The 16,702-nt window shown below is 70.8% G+C and carries 11 protein-coding genes and 4 pseudogenes; 4 read left to right on the top strand and 11 right to left on the bottom strand.

Translation table 11 applies throughout. The features are described 5' to 3' along the window. The 3 genes and pseudogenes from ACFWP3_RS35785 to ACFWP3_RS35795 form a co-directional block, all read right to left on the bottom strand. Positions 1-129 (bottom strand): annotated as a pseudogene (locus tag ACFWP3_RS35785) (IS982 family transposase); the annotation flags it as partial. Positions 130-728: 599 nt separating this feature from the next. Then, positions 729-2,363, bottom strand: coding sequence for a hypothetical protein (locus tag ACFWP3_RS35790; RefSeq protein ID WP_384229642.1), 1,635 nt, complete (start codon positions 2,361-2,363; stop codon positions 729-731). Next, on the bottom strand, positions 2,300-3,229 hold the full coding sequence (locus ACFWP3_RS35795) for a hypothetical protein (RefSeq protein ID WP_384229645.1): 930 nt from the start codon (positions 3,227-3,229) through the stop codon (positions 2,300-2,302). Before ACFWP3_RS35795 ends, ACFWP3_RS35790 begins: the two co-directional genes overlap by 64 nt. 452 nt (positions 3,230-3,681) lie before the next feature. Here ACFWP3_RS35795 and ACFWP3_RS35800 point away from each other — a divergent pair, with 452 nt between their 5' ends. Next, entirely contained in the window at positions 3,682-4,557 is an 876-nt protein-coding gene (locus tag ACFWP3_RS35800) for a hypothetical protein (protein ID WP_384229647.1), read from the top strand. Positions 4,558-4,779: 222 nt separating this feature from the next. On the opposite strand, the gene ACFWP3_RS35805 is transcribed toward ACFWP3_RS35800, so the two are convergent. Beyond that, a complete protein-coding gene (locus ACFWP3_RS35805; RefSeq protein WP_384229649.1) occupies positions 4,780-6,249 on the bottom strand; it encodes a phosphatidylinositol-specific phospholipase C domain-containing protein in 1,470 nt (489 codons plus the stop codon). A 302-nt stretch (positions 6,250-6,551) separates the two neighbouring features. On the opposite strand from ACFWP3_RS35805, the gene ACFWP3_RS35810 reads away from it, so the two are divergent. Both ACFWP3_RS35810 and ACFWP3_RS35815 read left to right on the top strand, forming a co-directional pair. Continuing rightward, entirely contained in the window at positions 6,552-9,056 is a 2,505-nt protein-coding gene (locus ACFWP3_RS35810) for a tetratricopeptide repeat protein (protein ID WP_384229652.1), read from the top strand. A 595-nt stretch (positions 9,057-9,651) separates the two neighbouring features. Continuing rightward, entirely contained in the window at positions 9,652-10,707 is a 1,056-nt protein-coding gene (locus ACFWP3_RS35815) for a hypothetical protein (protein WP_384229682.1), read from the top strand. A gap of 98 nt (positions 10,708-10,805) precedes the next feature. Here the strand turns inward: ACFWP3_RS35815 and ACFWP3_RS35820 are convergent. From ACFWP3_RS35820 to ACFWP3_RS35830, 3 genes and pseudogenes are all read right to left on the bottom strand, one after another. After that, positions 10,806-10,961, bottom strand: a pseudogene (locus tag ACFWP3_RS35820) (hypothetical protein); the annotation flags it as partial. Positions 10,962-11,086: 125 nt separating this feature from the next. Next, positions 11,087-11,701, bottom strand: a complete 615-nt coding sequence (locus tag ACFWP3_RS35825; RefSeq protein WP_384229654.1) for an SMI1/KNR4 family protein — start codon at positions 11,699-11,701, stop codon at positions 11,087-11,089. Next, a pseudogene (locus ACFWP3_RS35830) lies at positions 11,688-12,181 on the bottom strand (transposase); the annotation flags it as partial. The gene ACFWP3_RS35825 and the pseudogene ACFWP3_RS35830, both read right to left, overlap by 14 nt. A gap of 1,267 nt (positions 12,182-13,448) precedes the next feature. Here ACFWP3_RS35830 and ACFWP3_RS35835 point away from each other — a divergent pair. Beyond that, the gene (locus tag ACFWP3_RS35835) at positions 13,449-13,781 is read left to right on the top strand and encodes a ribosomal protein L7/L12 (RefSeq protein WP_384229656.1); all 333 of its coding nucleotides are present in this window, start codon (positions 13,449-13,451) and stop codon (positions 13,779-13,781) included. 31 nt (positions 13,782-13,812) lie between these two features. Here the strand turns inward: ACFWP3_RS35835 and ACFWP3_RS35840 are convergent. The 4 genes and pseudogenes from ACFWP3_RS35840 to ACFWP3_RS35855 all read right to left on the bottom strand — a co-directional run. After that, a pseudogene (locus ACFWP3_RS35840) lies at positions 13,813-13,950 on the bottom strand (VOC family protein); the annotation flags it as partial. 246 nt (positions 13,951-14,196) lie between these two features. After that, the gene (locus ACFWP3_RS35845; protein WP_384229658.1) at positions 14,197-14,436 is read right to left on the bottom strand and encodes a Trm112 family protein; all 240 of its coding nucleotides are present in this window, start codon (positions 14,434-14,436) and stop codon (positions 14,197-14,199) included. Then, positions 14,420-15,355, bottom strand: a complete 936-nt coding sequence (locus tag ACFWP3_RS35850) for a hypothetical protein (RefSeq protein WP_384229660.1) — start codon at positions 15,353-15,355, stop codon at positions 14,420-14,422. The genes ACFWP3_RS35845 and ACFWP3_RS35850 overlap by 17 nt, the downstream gene beginning before the upstream one ends. Next, on the bottom strand, positions 15,352-16,662 hold the full coding sequence (locus tag ACFWP3_RS35855; RefSeq protein WP_384229663.1) for a condensation protein: 1,311 nt from the start codon (positions 16,660-16,662) through the stop codon (positions 15,352-15,354). The genes ACFWP3_RS35850 and ACFWP3_RS35855 overlap by 4 nt, the downstream gene beginning before the upstream one ends. Positions 16,663-16,702 lie beyond the last annotated feature (40 nt).

A 16,702-nucleotide genomic window follows, 5' to 3' on the forward strand; every position in this document is an offset into this window, starting at 1 on the left:
GTGTTCCGGTGTTCCGGTGGCGCGGATGTGCCAGATGGCTGCGGTCAGGGCAAGGATGCGTTGTCCGACGCGGGCCAGGACCCCGGCTGGGGTCCTGGCTCCGGGGCGTTCGAGGTCGAGCTGGCCTCTATAGGCGTTATGCCAGATGCGCGGTCGAGGTTCAGGACAGGCACCGACGTGGATTCCAGGAGACCGCGGTGCGATGGCCACTTCGGGGGCGGCGGGTGGCTGGACTTCGGAACGCTGCGGAGTTCCGTGCGGCCGTCGCCCAGAGCGGCCCTGCCCTTCGGGCAGAGGACCTGGTGCTCGCTCTACGATGGGGTTGGTGACCGAGATGCTGCCCTCGTTGGGGTTTGACCCTTTCGACGTTGAACGGCTCCAGCTCATCGAAGCGTAGGAGCCTTCGCTGCCTGCTGATCCCCGGGCCCGTTGTGAAAGCCTCTCCCTCCGGGGAGGCGGGAGCAGCTGGGCCTGTGCAGGCAGCACGGATACTGACAGAGGCGGTCGCGACCCGCTCCCGGTCCGCGATCTGCCGGAGGATCGCGGTGACCGTGGTCAAGGGGACGACGAGGGTGCAGTCCGGGCCCGCGAGCCGGGTCGCCCGCAGGGTGCACATGTCCCCTGATAGCAGTACGCCGCGTTCACACTGAACGCTGCGGCCGCCCGGCAGGTGTTCCAGCAACTGCACGAGGTACTCGCGGGGCCGGGGCTGGTGCGCGTGCGGGATATCACGGGTTGCGGGGTGGGGCAGGAGAGCCCTGCCCCGGCTCCTCGAAGGTGACCCCGAGGATCGCCTTGTCGACCGTGGGACGCACTCCGTGGTCCGGGGCCGATAGGTCATAGGCCACGATGAAGCGATCGGCCGTGCCGGCCTTCCAGCGGACGCAGCGGATGACCAGGGAACCGGCGCGGACTTCGCCGCCTTTCATCCCGGCGACCTCGACGGGGCGCAGGAGCGCCGACGGACCGCCAGTGCATCCGGGGTCCTCCCAGACGCGCTCGACCGCCGTCTTGACCCCCTCGCACTGCTCGGCCCTCGCGCGCAGCGCTCCGGGGCGGCCGTTCCCCGCGAGGACCACCGCCGAGCTGTCGGGCTTGCCCGTCTTCCTCACCGGCAGGACGAGCGCCAGGATCTCGGCGTCGGGCGCCGCCTGGCAGGGCAAGGGGTTCCAGCCTGCGGGCAGGGGCGTGGACACGCGGTACCGGCCGCGTTCGACTTGGGGCACCGCGATTGACCTCCGCAGGGCGTCGGCGCAGGCGCCCACCAGCAACAGACCGACGAGCGCTCCCACCAGGTAGACGCGCACCGGCTCGGGCGGCCGGGTCCCGGACGGCGGTGCGGCCAGCCAGCCCGGCGAGGGCCGGGCAGGCGCCGCCACCCTTCGGCAGAGCAGCACGAACGCCATGGGAACGGCGATCAGGCGCCATTGCGGACGCTGCTCCGTGCCCCATTGGTCCTGGTCGAACCCCGCCGCGAGGGCGAGGGCGCTCACCGCCAGCAGGACGCTCCACGCCGCGATCGAGAGCACGACGCGACCGACCGGGCGCTGCCGTTCGTCGCGTGTGTCCACGGCGAACCGCCAGACCACCGGGACGAGGAGGAGGTAGGCGAACAGCTCCGACTGCACCGCTTCCGGGATGAACCCCTCCAGGGAAAACGCCAGGAGGGTCGATGCCAGCAGGACGATGAGCAACTGGTGCGGCTGCGGCTGCGGCTGCGGCTGCGGCTGCGGCTGCGGCACCGCGCGCCCGCGCACCGCGCGCCCGCGCACCGCGCGCCCCCGCACCGCGCCGCGGGCCAGCACTGCGATCACCGCGGCGGTGACCCCGGCGTCCAGCAGGGTGACCGACACCAGTTCCCGCCCTGCCCGCTCCCCGGGGTTCCACAGCGCCAGTTGCATAGCGAAGGGCAGGCCGACCAGGAAGGAACTCACCGCGAGGACGGCGCCGTCCGTCCGGGCCCTCCGGGCGAGGAGGACGACCCCAACCACTCCGGCGGCCACGACGGTAGCCAGCGGGGAGTAGTGCGCCAGGTGGGGTACGGCGTCCTCGACCCGACGGGTGACCGGGTCCTGCCACCGACCGGGACGGAGCGTGGTGCCCACCGCCTGGAAGAAGGGCAGCGCTACGTAGACCAGGCTGGGCAGACCGAGACCGACGACCAGCAGCGTGGTCACCGGGCCCAGGTGACCTGCCGCGAGCGGACGGGTCCGGGTCCGCGTGTAGACGAGGCACGCCGCGAGCACGAGGCCTCCCGCCGTCGCCCACTGGGCCCAGGAGCCGTGGTCCCAGGTCTCGTTCACCTGGCGGTGACCGAACGCCCCGGCGAACCCGAACGCCAGGAAGACGACCTTGCCCAGCACGAGCGCCGGAAGCAGTGTGCGGACCTCAGTGGGCCGTCCGCGGGCCGCGGTCCGCGCAGTGTGACGTTCGCGTCGGCGACCTCCCGCGCGGCGATCAGCGCGAGCACGCCCAGACCGCCCAGCAAGGAGGTGGACAGGAAGTTGGTGAGGAGGTCCAGGCCCACGGCCGACGGTGGCGATGTCAGCTGCTCCTTCACCGCATCGCTGACGTGAAGCATGGGAGGCAGCGGATTCGGATGGTGCGGCAGCATCGCCCACAACAGCAGGGCCGCCCACACGGGAACGGTCACGGCCATCGCGTAGCGCACGGGATGGGCGGTGAGCCGACGCAGGGGGACCAGCAGCACGGCCGCCGCGGCCAGCACGGATAGCGACGCCGTGTACAGGGCCCACGGCGGTACGGCGTCGACGCCGAAGTCCACCGACGGGTAGGGCGTGAGGAAGTGGCTCGTCATCCGTGCCAGGCGCCAGATCCTGACATGCAGGCAGCCGACGACCGCGGCCGAGGTCACGGCGACCGCCGCCAGCCACCAACGGGGGCGGCGCGCCGCGATCGCGGCGATGCCCAGGGCCCACAGGGCCGTCGCGAGGGTGACGAAGAGGCATACGGTGCCCGCACGCGAAAGCCGTCGGTTGCCTTTGACGCCGACGAACGCCTCCGACCCGAGCGGCTCCATGCCGGAGAGGGTGAGGGCCAGGCAGCCACCGGCCAGGCTCACGCAGGCGAGGAGGATCGCCTTGTCGTAGGGGGCCCTCGCGAGACCAGGGCGGATGATCCGGGCGGCCGCGTACCGGCGGAGCCGGTCCCGCCAACCGTTGCCCGGAGCCGATTCGGGCGTCGCGTTCGAGACAGCAGAGGCTTCCACCGCGGCTCCCACGCCTAGGAGGAGGCCTCGATCGTGCCCCAGCCCGGTGCCCGTGCCGGTGTGACACTCCGACAGCGCCGGAACGGGATCGGCCGGTCACCAGGTCCCCAATCTCCTCGACCAGGCCGACGAACACGCCTCACAGCTTCGGCCGATGCCGATGGCAACGCCCTGTTCACCGCGTTCAGCAGCAAGAACGTCGCCCTCTACCGCGTCGCCACCCACGTCGAGCTTTACGAAGGCGCCGCCGGAGCTGCCGTCGCGCAGGTGATGAATACCTCGGCGGGATCCCCGGCACCGCGGGCGCCGCGCCGGTCCACCCCGGGCCAGGCCGGCGCTACCTGGCCGGCTGACGCGCTGTCGCCTGCGGTCCTCGTCCTCGTCCTCGTCCTCGAGACGGTACGGCTCGCTGTGGCCTTACGAACTCCTTTGCCGGATCCTACCTTTGAGCCATGGACACTCAGCATCCCGGCCCGCTGGCGGAAGTTGTGTCACCCGTGACAGCCGGGTGGCGGCTGCTGTTCGTGCCCAGCAGGGCCCGCGAGCTGGCTGCCGCGCTCGGCGGGAGCATCATGGTCCCGCCGGTGGTCGCAGCCCCACTTCTGCTGGCCGCTCTGGTGGCCGCCGTGATCTCGGGGAACTCACTCTTCTGGGGCAGTTTCTGGGTCCTGCTGGCGCTCACGGTGGTCGCAGTGATCGTGCTCACCGTGGCCATGATGTACGTCACGGTCTCCCTGACGGTGCGGTGGGTCGAGCTCCGCCCCCTGGGAACTCCGGCCCAGGTCGTGATCGCCCGCTTTCTGCGTTCGTCGACCATGGCGATGGCTGATCTGCAGCGAGTCGTCGTCATCGAGCGACTGAGTCTGGGGCAGCGACAGTCGATCAAGGTGGTGTTGCATACCGACAGCGAGACGTTGGAGTGCGAACCGGCGAGGTCCACACCGCTCTCTCGGGTCGACGCGCAGGCGCTGACCGGCTGGTTGACCGAGCAACTCGGCCAGTTCCAGGTGGCGGTGGAGCGTCAGACGGAGGTCAAGCGAGACTTCCTGCGTCCGGACGAGTGGTGGACCCTGGCCCACACCGCCGAGCTGTGGCGGGTACCCGTCGGCGAGGTGGACGGCATAGCCGCCCAACGTGGCGTCGAAAGCCATCGGTACACGCCCCGGGCACACGCGATGTACAGCCCTGGCACTTCGGTCACCGTCTACGACCCGGGCCGGGCCTACGACGTCGCCGAAGAACTCCGCGAGGAACGAGCCGCCGGCCAGGCCGCCGACAGCACGGCAGCCCCCGGCCCAGCCGAGGACGACGCAACGGATTCCCGCTGACTCAGTGGGGCCGGTCCTGAGGCTGTCCGGGGCTACCTTGCGCTGAACCGCGCCAGCTGCTCCGGTGACCCCCTGGGCTGTCCCGGCGGGCAACTGCCTGCTGCTGGACCTGCTGACCGGCTGCTTCGGCGCCTCGTACCGCTGGCGGACACGGGAACAGCCCGGTTCGGCACCACCCTGTGCGGTGCCGGACCGGCCGTCCGGTCGTATGCCGGTCCGCCGTCAGCGCTTGGGGCAGGCGGCCTGGGTGACCTTGCCGGGCTTGGCCGTCGATGTGCCGGGGTCCAGGGTCAGGCACTTGCCGGTCCACTGGTTGACGAAGTAGTAGCCGTGGGACTGGCCCTTGCTGTCGGTGTTGGTCGGCATGACGTTCCACAGCTGGCTGCCGGAGAACCACTTGGTCTCGCAGGGCCACCAGAAGAGCTGCGTGCCGTCGCCGGGCGGGGTCCCGTTGTTGTACGGGACGGTCAGGCAGGAGCCGTTGCCCGCCTTGATCCAGTAATAGCCCTTGCCGTCGTAGTTCGGCTTGGTGGCCGTCCACTGGTGGCTGCTGGGCGCCGGGTTCGCGCAGGCCCGCTGAGTGACCAGGCCGCCGGAGCCGTCGGAGAACGCGTCGCCGCGCACCATGCAGCGGTTGGTGCCGTAGGTGCTGACGTACTGCTTGGCGTCGTTGACGGTCCACACCGCCGGGTCGGGCTCGAAGGCGTAGTTGTCGCGGTTGAGCTCATCGACCACCGACACGGGCGTGAGGCCCGAGTTGTCGGAGAGCTGGTAGTAGTCCACCGCGACGAAGTTCGGGTTGCGGCCGCCCGCGGCGGGCCGGCACGACTTCTCGATCCGGCTCTTGAGGTGGGTGCCGTTGTCGATCTTGGCGTAGGACTTCTTGTCGGGGTTGTCCGAGCTGAACTGGTTCATGGTGAACAGCGGGGTGAGGCCGGTCGTCCCCGGCATCGGATTCGTGTTGAGCGGATTGCCGTTCCGCGACTCGCAGCCGAACGGCTGCCCCAGGCCGTAGCTGTACCGGTTCTCCACGGTGTGAGACCAGGTGTTCATCAGGGTGCCGGAGCCGGCGGCCACGTCGCCCCAGCTGTCCTGGAAGATCACCAGGCGTTGGTTGGCGGAGACCATGTCCTTCAGCCGCGGCCAGTTGCTGCTGAAGATGCCCCAGTCGTTCTGGTCGAAGAGCATCTTGCCGGCGCCCTTGGCGTCCAGCAGGTCGGTGACCGTCTTGCTGAGCGTCTCGCGGCTCGCGTAGTTCTCCAGGAAGATCGTCACCACCTCCTGCGGGTTCTTCTGCAGGAAGTTCACGACGGTCAGCAGCGCGGAGTTGAACTGCTCGTAGCACAGGGACGTGCCGCCGTGACACAGCTGGACGGGACCGGTGCCCTTGGAGTCGTACGTGTCGAGCATCAGTCCGCGCACCCCGCCCTCGAGCTGCTCCTTGATGCTCTGCGACTGGTTCGGCGGAAACGGCCAGTGCATGTCGTTGTTGGCGTAGGCGTTGTGCGAGGTCACGAACGACCACTGGTGGTAGCGCGCGTTCCCGTACTTGCTGTTCGCCGCCACCGCCCCCGTGGGAGCCGTCAGCACCGAGGCCAGGACGAGGAGCGCGAGCGCCGGCAGGGCGAGCAGGCGCAGCAGGCGAGCACGGCGGTCGGCGCCCGTACGGGGCGCGGTACCACTGGTTCTCATAGTGAAATTCCCCTGGTAGAAGCGGCCGCCGGCGTCCGCGGGCGCGGTACGGCGGCGACCGGGTGTACGGAGGTCCCCCGCGCCCGGCGCGCAGCCGCATGCGGGAGCGCGGGCGGAGCGGTGACGGACCGGCCCCGGGCGGGGGCTGGTCGGGCTCACTCCCGGGTCGCCCCAGCCAACCGCGGCCGGCCGATCCGGACCAGGCAGTTCCACCGGCAGAAGTACGGTCCGGCATACTTTTGCCGGATGAAAGGACCGGCGGACCGGCCGGTCCGCGCAGCACCGGGGGGACACACGCGGGCATGGGGACGGACACACCGGTCACCGGCGGATTCGGCGAGCATCTGCTCCGCCTGCGCACGGACGCGAGGCAGAGCCAGGAGGAGCTGGCGCACGCGGCGGGGGTGAGCGTGCGGGCCCTGTCGGACATGGAGCGCGGCCGGTCCCGGGGGCCGCAGCGGCGCACCGTCGCGGCCTTGGCCGCGGCGCTGGGGCTGGACGCGAGCGGCACCGAGGAACTGGAACGGGCCGCCAGCCGGGGACGGCCCCGCGCGCGCCGGGCCGGGGGTGAGCCGGCGGCCGGCTCGTACGCGGGCGCCGGCCCGACGGGGGAGGCCGGTGGGAAGCCGGCGGTCGGGCCGTCTGAAGGCGGCGGCCCGACGGGGAAGGCCGGGGGGAAGCCGGCGGCCAGGCCGTCCGAGGGCGCCGGTCCGGCGGGCGCCACCGCCTCGGACCGCTCCTTCCGCCACACCCTCGCGCTCCCGCGCGACCTGCGCGACTTCACCGCCCGCGGGCCCGCCCTGGCGCGGCTGGCGGCCCTGGCCGAGCAGTCCGACCCCGACCATCCGCCGGTGGCGGTGGTCTGCGGGCAGCCCGGCCTGGGCAAGACCGCCTTCGCCGTGCACGCCGCCCACACCCTGGCACCCCACTTCCCCGACGGGCAGTTCCACCTCGACCTGCGCGGCATGGACCTGCAACCCACCCCACCCCGCGACGCCCTCGCCCGCCTGCTACGCGCCCTCGGCGCCACCGACGTACCCGCCGACACCGATGACCGCAGCGGCCTCCTGCGCTCCCTCCTACGCGACCGACGCGTCCTGCTCCTGTTGGACAACGCCGCGGACGAGGGCCAGGTGCGGCCCCTGCTGCCCGGGGAGGGCGCCTCCCTCACCCTCATCACCAGCCGCCGCGCCCTCGCCGGCCTCGAAGCCGTCCACCGCACCGAACTCGCCCTGCTCCGCCGCGAAGAAGCCGTCGAACTCCTCACCCGCATCATCGGCGCCCGCCGAATCACACAAGAAGCACAAGCCGCCCGCGACCTCGCCGAACTCTGCGGCCACCTCCCCCTCGCCGTCCGTATCGCCGGACAACGCCTCGCAGCCCGCCCCACCGAACACATCACCAAACTCGCAACCCAACTCGCCGAACAAGGCGGTCGCCTCGACACCCTGAAGGCCGGTTCACTCGAGGTCCGGGCCGCCTTCGCCCTCTCCTACCGGCAACTGAGCCCGCAGGCACAGACTGTCTTCCGACGCTCCTGCCTGGCCGACGGCCCCGACTTCAGCCCCCAGACCGCCGCCCTACTGGCCGACCTGCCCACCCGCACGGCCGCCCGGTGTGCCGAGGACCTGGTCGACGCCGGCCTCCTCCAGTCCCACCCCACTGCTGACCGCTACCGCTACCACGACCTCCTGTGCCTTTTCGCCGCAGAGCAGTTGGCCGAGGAGGACGGGCCCGAGGAGGTCGCCGCCGCCGAGGACCGGGCCGCCCGCTGGACGCTGCGCCGGGCCACCGCCGCCGCCCTGCACTTCGAGGCCGAGTACGGGTCGGCCGCCGAGCAGGGTGACGCGGAAGGCGACCCCGACCCGGCCACCGCGCCGGTCGGCCGCGACCGGGCCCGGGTCTGGCTGGAGGAGGAACGGGCCCAGTGGCTCGGGGCCCTGCGCCACGCCCAGTCGACCGGCCGTCACCGGCAGGTCGTCGACGCGGCGGAGGCGATGCACTGGTTCTCCGACGCCACCATGGACTGGGAGTTGTGGGCCGAGGTGTTCCGGCGGGCCGCTGACTCCGCCCGGGTGCTGGGCAGCACCCGTGAGGTGGCCGTGCAGCTGAACTACCTCGCCTGGGCCCGCAACATGTGCGTCTTCGACTACGCCGGAGCGCTGGCCGCCGCGGACACCGCTCTGGAGGCGGCCCGGGAGGCGGGCGACGAGCTCCAGGTGGGCTGGGCTCTGGGGTACGGCGCGGGGGCGCTCCAACGGCTCGGTCGGATCGGGGAGGCCGTCGCCCGGCTGAGGTCGTCGGTCGCCCAGTTCGCCGGGCTGTCCTGCGGTGATAGCAGGCTGGCCGAACTCACCGCCCTCAATGCGCTGGGCCAGGTCCTGCACATGGACGGTCGGCCTGAGGAGGCACTGGCCATCCACCGCCGCAGCGAGACGCTCTGCCGGGCGGGCATCCCGGGGCGGCCGACCGGAGTGAGCAATTCCTACCTGGCCCTGGTCAGCCAGAACGTCGGCAACGACCTGGCCGCGCTCGGCCGGTGGAGCGAGGCGGAAGCCCCGCTGCGTGAGGTGCTGACCCTTCGTGCGGCGAACCCGATGTCCTTCTGGAGCGAGACCGCCCGGCTCGAGCTGGGCGTCGTCCTGCGGCACCTCGGCCGTCACGAGGAGGCACGGGAAACCCTGACGGCCGCCCACGAAGCCCTGGTCCGGCTGAACCACCCCCGGCAGCTCGAAGCCGCCGCCGAGCTCAGCACCCTGGAAGCCGCCGCCAGCACCGCTGAGTGGACGTCCTATCTGTATGACTGAGCAACACAGAAGGGCCCGTACTCCACGCACGCGCGTGGAGTACGGGCCCTTCGACCCTGCCGGCACTCGGGCCCGCCGTACCCGGCTGACACCAGCCCCCAGCTTCCCGGTCCCACCGTGCCGGGCCGTGGCGGACCCCGGTCAAAGTCCAGTGAGATCGGTCACGGCGTTCTACTCACACAGCTTGACCACACCTCAGCTGCCCGCAGGGAACAGGACCTGACGCTCAGCGCCCCGCGTCAATGTCTTTCGTGCGAGAGTCCGCGGCGCCGGGTCGCGATGATGACGGAGACGGTGCCAGTCGCATGCTCAGCGCTTCGGTTGTCAGTGAACTTGGCATCGTGTGATGACGGACGACCGAGATTCTGAACGACATGCCACGCACAACATCCCCGTCGTTGTCCCGGTTGAGCACTAGACTGCCGCTAGCGGCCAGTGGAGAGCCGCGCCTCCTCAGACACCGCGGCCCAGCTGGTGTCCGAAGCAGAAGGCGGACGAGCTCAGCTACGACTTCACAACGAAGCATCAGACCATCAATGGGAACGGCATCTATACGCCGTGCCGAGGGCCGCCGGTACGAGTTAGGGACCCTCCCATGCGCAACCTCCTGAGCCGGATCGCCGCACGCCGCTGCTGCTACACGAACGAGACCTTCGAGAACGCCCGAGCCCGCCTCCGGCCAGACCAAGCACCGCTCCCGGCCGCTCAAGGGCGGGAACAAAGCAACTTCGAAGCGGCCATCTTCGATGAACTACTCAAGACCCACCACCAGCTCACCGAGTACACCTTCGGCATCCGGCGCGTGTGCCCGCTTCCGGACTCTCTAGAACTTGAGGTGGAGAGTGAGGAGCGGGCAAAGGAAATCTTGAGTCGCTTCCTCCCCGCATGCGACGAAACAGGAGAGGAAGTCAGCGGCCTGCTTGGCCTCCGAGTCACCAAGTACACGAAGCGCGGCATTGAACTCCACGTGGCCGGCCAGGAGACCTCGTTGTGGCTGACAGGCCTACCGATCGGAACCTGGCGGAACGCGGAACGAGGCGTCCTGGACAGTACCCAGGCCGCTGGCTGGCAGCCCCTGTGGCGGAAGGCCCACACCTGGAGCCGTCAGGAGCTTGCGTTCGAAGCCCGCTGGAACACGGGGGAGTGGAACCGGCAAATGCACACGGGAGCCTGGTGCACCAGCGGGCTGCTACGCCGCATTCCGCTCTTCCACCGGATGTCCCCCGCCCAGGTTGTCACCGGCTTCAAGGGACTGCCAGTAGTGGGATACGACGGGTTCGGGCCCGTCAGATGGGTCTTCGAAATCGATTTTCCTGACACCCGGCACCACGCCGACAGTCTCGTCGACCTGCTTACCGACCACATCTTCGGTTTGCCTCTCGCGCCAGCACTTCATCTTGAAGAATCGCAAGGCAAGCCTCTCCCGCCCAATATCCGTCGGCTCGACGACGCCGAGCGCACTGCCCTCCTGGAGATGCGGCTCTCCACAAACATGTACCGGTCCTACATCAATGGCCACCCGGAGACCGCTGGCCGCATCCAGCACCGCGTGGCCGCAGTGCTGGCGAAGCATGAAGCCAACTCTCGCTCAGCGCCTCGCGTCGATGCCCTTCCAGCTGTATCCGAGCCCGCGGCGCCGGGGCCGCGATGACGGGGCAGATGGCGCCGGGCGGGTGTTGAGCGCTGTCGGTCACCTGCCGGGCTGCCGCCGGGGAGAGCTCGAAGGCGAGGACCCGGGTTGTTGAACCGGTGCTGGATATCGGCACGGACAGCCGGAAGCTGACTGTCCCCGACTGGAGTTCGGTCCAAGTCGTAGAGGCCCTCCAGGAACGTAACCTCGTCCATTTTGCCCCACCAGGGGCGCGATATCCCGCGCAGGTACGTGAAGATGTCACGTCGTGTCACCGCTGTGATGGTCGGCGGCTCGTTCGCTCTGGCTGACCCACCAGGTCCTGGCTGTCATCTACGAGGTCGGCTCCTCCACCATCGGCCGGGCAATCGCCGAGGAGCGTCAAGCGGGGTGGGTCTGATCAGCGGTCTGGAGTGCTGGGTTGCCAGGTGAGATCGAGTGCGTCGTCGATTGTGGCGGTGCTGGGTTCTTGGGAGCCGCCGAGGGCTGCGTGACTCAGCAACACCGGCGTCCCGGTCTCCAGTGCGTGGGTGATGTCCTGGAGCATCGAAGTTACCGAGGCCCACTGGGGAACGTCCAGGATCCACGTCTCGTGGTCCCAGAGGAGTACCGCGCCGTGGGTGTCACCGGGGCGCAGGTCGACGATCAGTCCGTCGCCGCCGGGGCTCAACGCGATCGGCATGAACTCCCGCTGGTAGCGGCTCTCAGGCTGGCCGTTCTCGTCGAACGAGTCGCCTTCCTGCTCTGCGACCAGCAGCCAGATGTCGTGGGTCTCCAGGGCCTCGTCCAGCGAGATCGGGGCGAACGCGTCCGGAATCCAGTAGCTCGCGGTGACGTAGGGCAGCAGCCACCAGGCCCGTAGGTCGGCGGGTAGGGGCAGGCCGAGGTCTGCCTCGAACGCGTCCAGGCGGGCGGCAGTCGGCGCTGGTCTCGCGGGGGCTCGTCGGGTGTGCGCAGTGAGCCAGGTGCCGATGCGGCTCCAGGAGGTCGGTACGTCGTGATCAGCGGTTGTCATGGCGGGCAGTCTGCCTCACCGGGGTGTCAACGGCCGAAGCTGTGAGCACTCTCAGCGAAGCAGATGGCCAGGCCGCGACTGCGGTGAGGGCTGGTGCGGGGAAGGCGGTGTTCTCGTCGGACCGTTCGTTGTGCTGGAGGCAGTGGTGGGGCTGTCCGAGCAGGCGGTTGAAGAGATGGCGTTGGGCGGCGTGCCAGTCTCCGAGTTCACGGCGGGCGCGGTAGTGGGCGCCGGCTCCGGGTGAGGCGGTGAGGGCGGAGAACGCCCAGAGATAGCCGACGTGGTTGAGGCGGTCGTTCTTGACCATGCGCCGGCCGATGTGGCTCATCTTGCCGGAAGCGTGGGTGACCGGCGCGGCTCCGGCGCAGGCCTTGAGGCCGCAAGCGTCGGCGAATCGGGTGTGGTCGTCACCGACCTCGGCTAGGACGCGGACGGTCAGCTGGGTGCCCAGGCCCGGAAGCACAGAAGGATCTCCGCATTGGGGTGCTGGGGGAAGAGGGCGCCCAGGCCCGCCGACCCCTGTCAGGGGATGCCTGCGTATCCTCAAGATCCGCCAGTGCGGCCCGACCGCGATTCGACGCCCCCAACCGGTCTCGTACGACCTGCGCGACAGCGGCCCCGGCCTGCTCGCCCACGCCAGTTGCTGTCCCTGTGATCACAGCCGCCAAGACCCCGACAGCGGTCGTGGCGAGTTCACCCGCTCCCATGACACCCCCGAATCACACGGACACCAGGCAACTACCCCTAACAGAACGGCTGCCGAATGAGCACTCGTGACAAGTCGAATGCGTCGTCTGTGACAACCAGGTTGCCTCAACAGTCCTAGTCGCCAGGTCATCCAGACATGTACTGGTGCTCGGTGGCGGAGCGTGGGGGAGCACCGGCAACGCGCCCGGCCAGGCGACAGGTGACTCCCCGCTGCGGGCATCGCTGTTGTGCAGCGGCATGCACCTGACCTGCGAAGAAGCCTTGCCCACGGTGGCGGTGGCGGCCGATCATTCGAGCATGAGACCCCGAAGTGCAGGCGTTCGTTCTCCCTTCATCGGGGGTGGGGTAGCGGAAACCGGCGGGATCGGCCCCGCCTGCGTCCCCGCGGGGGCACCGCATCCGTGCCCGCTCAGCGCGCCCCTGCCCCGGGCACCGGTGAGTGACTCCCCGATCGAGTCCACTTCACGGACCAGGCAGCCCCCAGCGGTCGCGGCCGCAGTGAACTGCGCCCGCAGTTGCGCTCACCCGCGCTGGAGTACCGCCGGGGTCCAGCCGGGTCAGGATGGCGGGGGAGGAGCGCGGCGTGGCGGTTTGACGGACGGAGTCGAGGCGTGCGGCGGTGTGGGCCGGTCCGTCTGTGGCGCGGTGTGCGATGCCACGGGTGTGCGTGCCGCAGGGCGGGTGACCTGAGTGGGTATCCGGCCGTAGTGCCGCGGGGGCGGGGCCGGGTGTGGATGCGGTTGTTGGTGCCGGTCGGCGTGCTCGTCGTCGAACCAGTAGTCGCCGGCCTTGAGGTAGCGGAAGGGTGCGCGCTGTGTGCGGGGAGGGAGACCGTCGCGGCGCGGGTGCTGTCGCCTCGGGGTTCGAGGGGGTGGGCGGCGGAGCTCGCCATGGCCTGCCAGGCCGCCCTCCACCTCGCCGCCATCCTGATCTGGATCCGGCAATAGCCTGCTAGGCCTACCGTCCACCCGCCCGCGGCACTCAGCAGTTGCGTGATGGTTCACTTGCCGGACAGCTCGTGGACGGCCGGGGAGGGTGTGTGGAGGAGCCAGGATTCCGTGTTCTGCTGACAGGAGCTGGAGACCGGAAGATGGAGGCAGTCCGTGCGATACGGGCGGTCACCGGCCTCAGTCTGTGGAACAGCAAGCTTCTGCTCGCCGAGGCACCCGTAGAGATCGAGGCGGCCGGCTGGTTCGAAGCCGCTGTCGAGGCGGCTCGGACCCTTGAGGACGCTGGCGCCCGCACCAGGCTGCTCTGCGATTGCTGCGGGTGCCCCATTAGACGGGGAGCTTTCCCCCTCACCTCGGCGCAGTGCACGGGACCATGGCCCGCCGCGATCTGCTGGGCAAGTGGCCTGCCCACAGCGATCTGAAATCGGCCCAGTTCGTTCTGAGAGACAGGCCCTAGTCCTGGGGGGCCAGGGAGCGCAGGACGTCGAATTCGGTGCCCTCGGGGTCGGCCATGACGGCCCAGCTCGGGCCCGGTCCCTGGCCCACGTCCACCCTGGTGGCGCCGAGGGCGAGCAGCCTGGTCACCTCGTCCAACACGCCCGCCTGGTCGCGTTCCCGCACGACGACGCCGGTCCCGGCACCCAGGAGGGTGCCGGGACCGACGGCGTGGGGTTCATCCGCCGGCATCTCCCGGTCCGTGAGCCCGGCAGCGCGCCGGACCGCTCGCGCGGCCAGTTGTTCTGCTGACGGAGGGCGCTGAGCCCGAGTGCCGTGCGCAACCACCCTTGCCCCACGGGGCGTAGGTCCGACCGGAAGCTCGACTGGGCAGGATTGCCCTCACGAGGCGGGAGACACACGCTCCTCGATTCTGCAGAGCAGCTCCTTGTGCGGGCTGTCCTCGAGGGTGAGGGCGTCGAGCGGGCGCATGTAAGGGAGGCTGTCGCGGATCGGGTAGCCACGCCTGAGGCGCGGGTTGTAGAGGAGATCCTCCTCAGGGACGTGGATGAGCGGGCCCTTGTCCACGGGGCAGGCGAGGAGGGAGAGGAGTCGAGGGTCGGGCTCAGTGGGTTGAGGCATGGTGGGGTTCTCCTCGGCGGGTCGGTGTGGGGGACGTTCGGTCGTGGCGCGGGAGGGCGAGCAAGACCAGGATGGCCAGTGCGGTGCCGCCGAGGCGGAGCGCCAGCCGGAGCGGTTCGGTGGGGAGGTCTTCGTCGAAGACGACGGTGCCCGCTATGACGGTGAAGATGCTGGACACCGTGGTGGTGACCGGGACGATCACGGAGGCGCGGCAGCGTTGGAGTGCGGTCTGGGACAGCGCGAGACCGGCTGCTCCGGTGGCGATGAGCAGCCAGGGGTGGGGTCCGCGCAGGAGCTCGGGAACGGCTGTCGTCAGCGGTTGGTCGGTGAGTGCGGCCGAGGTGCCCTTGATGGCGAGTGAGCTGACCCCGTACAGCAGGCCGAGGGCAACCCCGTACGGCACGCCGGAGCTGCGGCGGCGGTGCCGGCGGCCGGCTCGGCGCAGTGAGGCGAGGAACAGCAGGAGTCCCAAGGTGAGGCAGGGGAGGCAGACGGCGAGCAGGGGCAGGACGGGGGCCGCCACTCCCACCCTGTTGCCGTCGGCCTCGCCGTCGCCGAGTGAGCCGATGACGGCGAGCAGGGCGAGCAGGATGACGCCGGTGGCGAGGAGTTCCCGGCGGCCGGGGCGTTCGCCCAGTGCGGCTGCGGAGAGGGCGATCAGGAGCACCGTCCCGGAGAGGAACACTCCCTGGGCGGCGGCGATCGGCAGCAGCTGGTAGACCTTCAGCTGGGCGGCGAAGCCCAGACCCAGCACGGTGAAGCCCAACAGCCATGCGGGGCTGGAGGCCAGTGTCCGGAGCAGGTGCAGCGGGCGGCGGGGGTCCAGTGCGGGGAGGGCGGCCAGCGCGCGCTTCTCGAGGACGAAGCCCGCGCTGTAGAGGGCGTTGGCGAGCAGGGCGACCGCGACTCCGAGGATCAACGGCGGCCTCCGTCCCTCGCCAGTGCGTCCAGGATCTCGGCGCAGCGCCGGGCGAGCTCGGCGGCGGCGGGTTCGGCGAGCAGCTGGTGGCAGTGGCGGACGGCGAGGTGGAGGCGGCCGCCGAGGGTCAGGGCGCTGACGGAGAGTCCGCGGGGCATCCGGACGGGTGCCGAGAACCACAGGGCGTCGGCCGGGCCGGCGGGGCCGAAGTCGAGCGGGTGGGTCACCCTGCCGAGGTTGCTGACCAGGGCGGTGGACGTCCAGGGTGCGGCGATGCGGCGCAGGGCCCTGGTCAGCGGGGCCTTGGCGCCGATGGGCAGCCAGGGAGTGCTGACCAGGCCGGCAACGAGGCCGCCACCGGTGACAGGGGCGGCCTTGGCGGCGCGGGTCTGCGCGCTGATCCGGCCCAGCAGCGTGACGGCACCGGCGTCGGGGGCGGGTGCCTCGGCGCGGATGGTGGCCAGGTGGTTGTGGTTGCCCATGGGGGCGCCGGGGGCGAGGGGGCCGTGCGGGCGGTCGTCGATGGGCATCGACAGGTGGATCGGGCCGGTGGGGTGGCCGTGGCGGTGGTTCCATTCGGCCAGGGTCAGCTGGACCGCCGTCAGGAGCAGGTCGTTGACGGTCGGCTGGGGCGGCTTGGCGCCGGTACGGGCGAGTGGGAGCACGCTGAGGTGGACACCGGTGCCGGGAGTGGGATCTTGGGCGGGCGCGATGCGGGCCGGGCGGCCGCCGCGGGCGATGACCGTGACCGGGGCATCGGCCGGACCGCCCGAGCGCTGCCCGGCCCGGCCGCCGGGGTGGTGCACGGCTGGGATGCCCGAGCGCTGCCCGGCCCGGCCGCCGGGGTGGTGCCCGGCTGGGATGCCCGAGCGCTGCCCGGCCGGGGCGCCCGCATAGTGGTCGGCGACGTCGCAGAGCAGTCGCAGGCAGCTGCCGGCGTCCGCGAGGGTGTGCGCTGCCGTCAGCAGCAGGGCGGTGCCGCCGCCGGGTGCGGGTGCGGTCTCCAGCCGCAGTGGTGGGCCGGGCGCGAGCGGGGGCGGTTCGGTGAGGGCCCGGTGGCGGGTGCGGCCGAGGTCGGCGGTGGCCGCCACGGCGGTATGGTCGATCGCCGTCGGCTCCCAGTGGTAGCGGCGGTGCCACCAGCGGGAGTCGGCCTGCCGTACCTGCAGCCTCGGGTGGCTGGCCAGGGTCCGGATGAAAGCGGTACGGAGCCGCTCGACGTCGACGGTGCCGGGGAGGTGGGCCTCCAGGTGGACGGTGTCCGCGTCCCGGTGCTCCTGGAGCAGGTGGCGTGAGTACTCGTCCATCGCCGGGAAGGGAACACGCCCCTGCCGTCCGGACGGGGTC

The sequence above is a fragment of the Streptomyces sp. NPDC058525 genome (assembly GCF_042719495.1).
Lineage (GTDB): Bacteria > Actinomycetota > Actinomycetes > Streptomycetales > Streptomycetaceae > Streptomyces.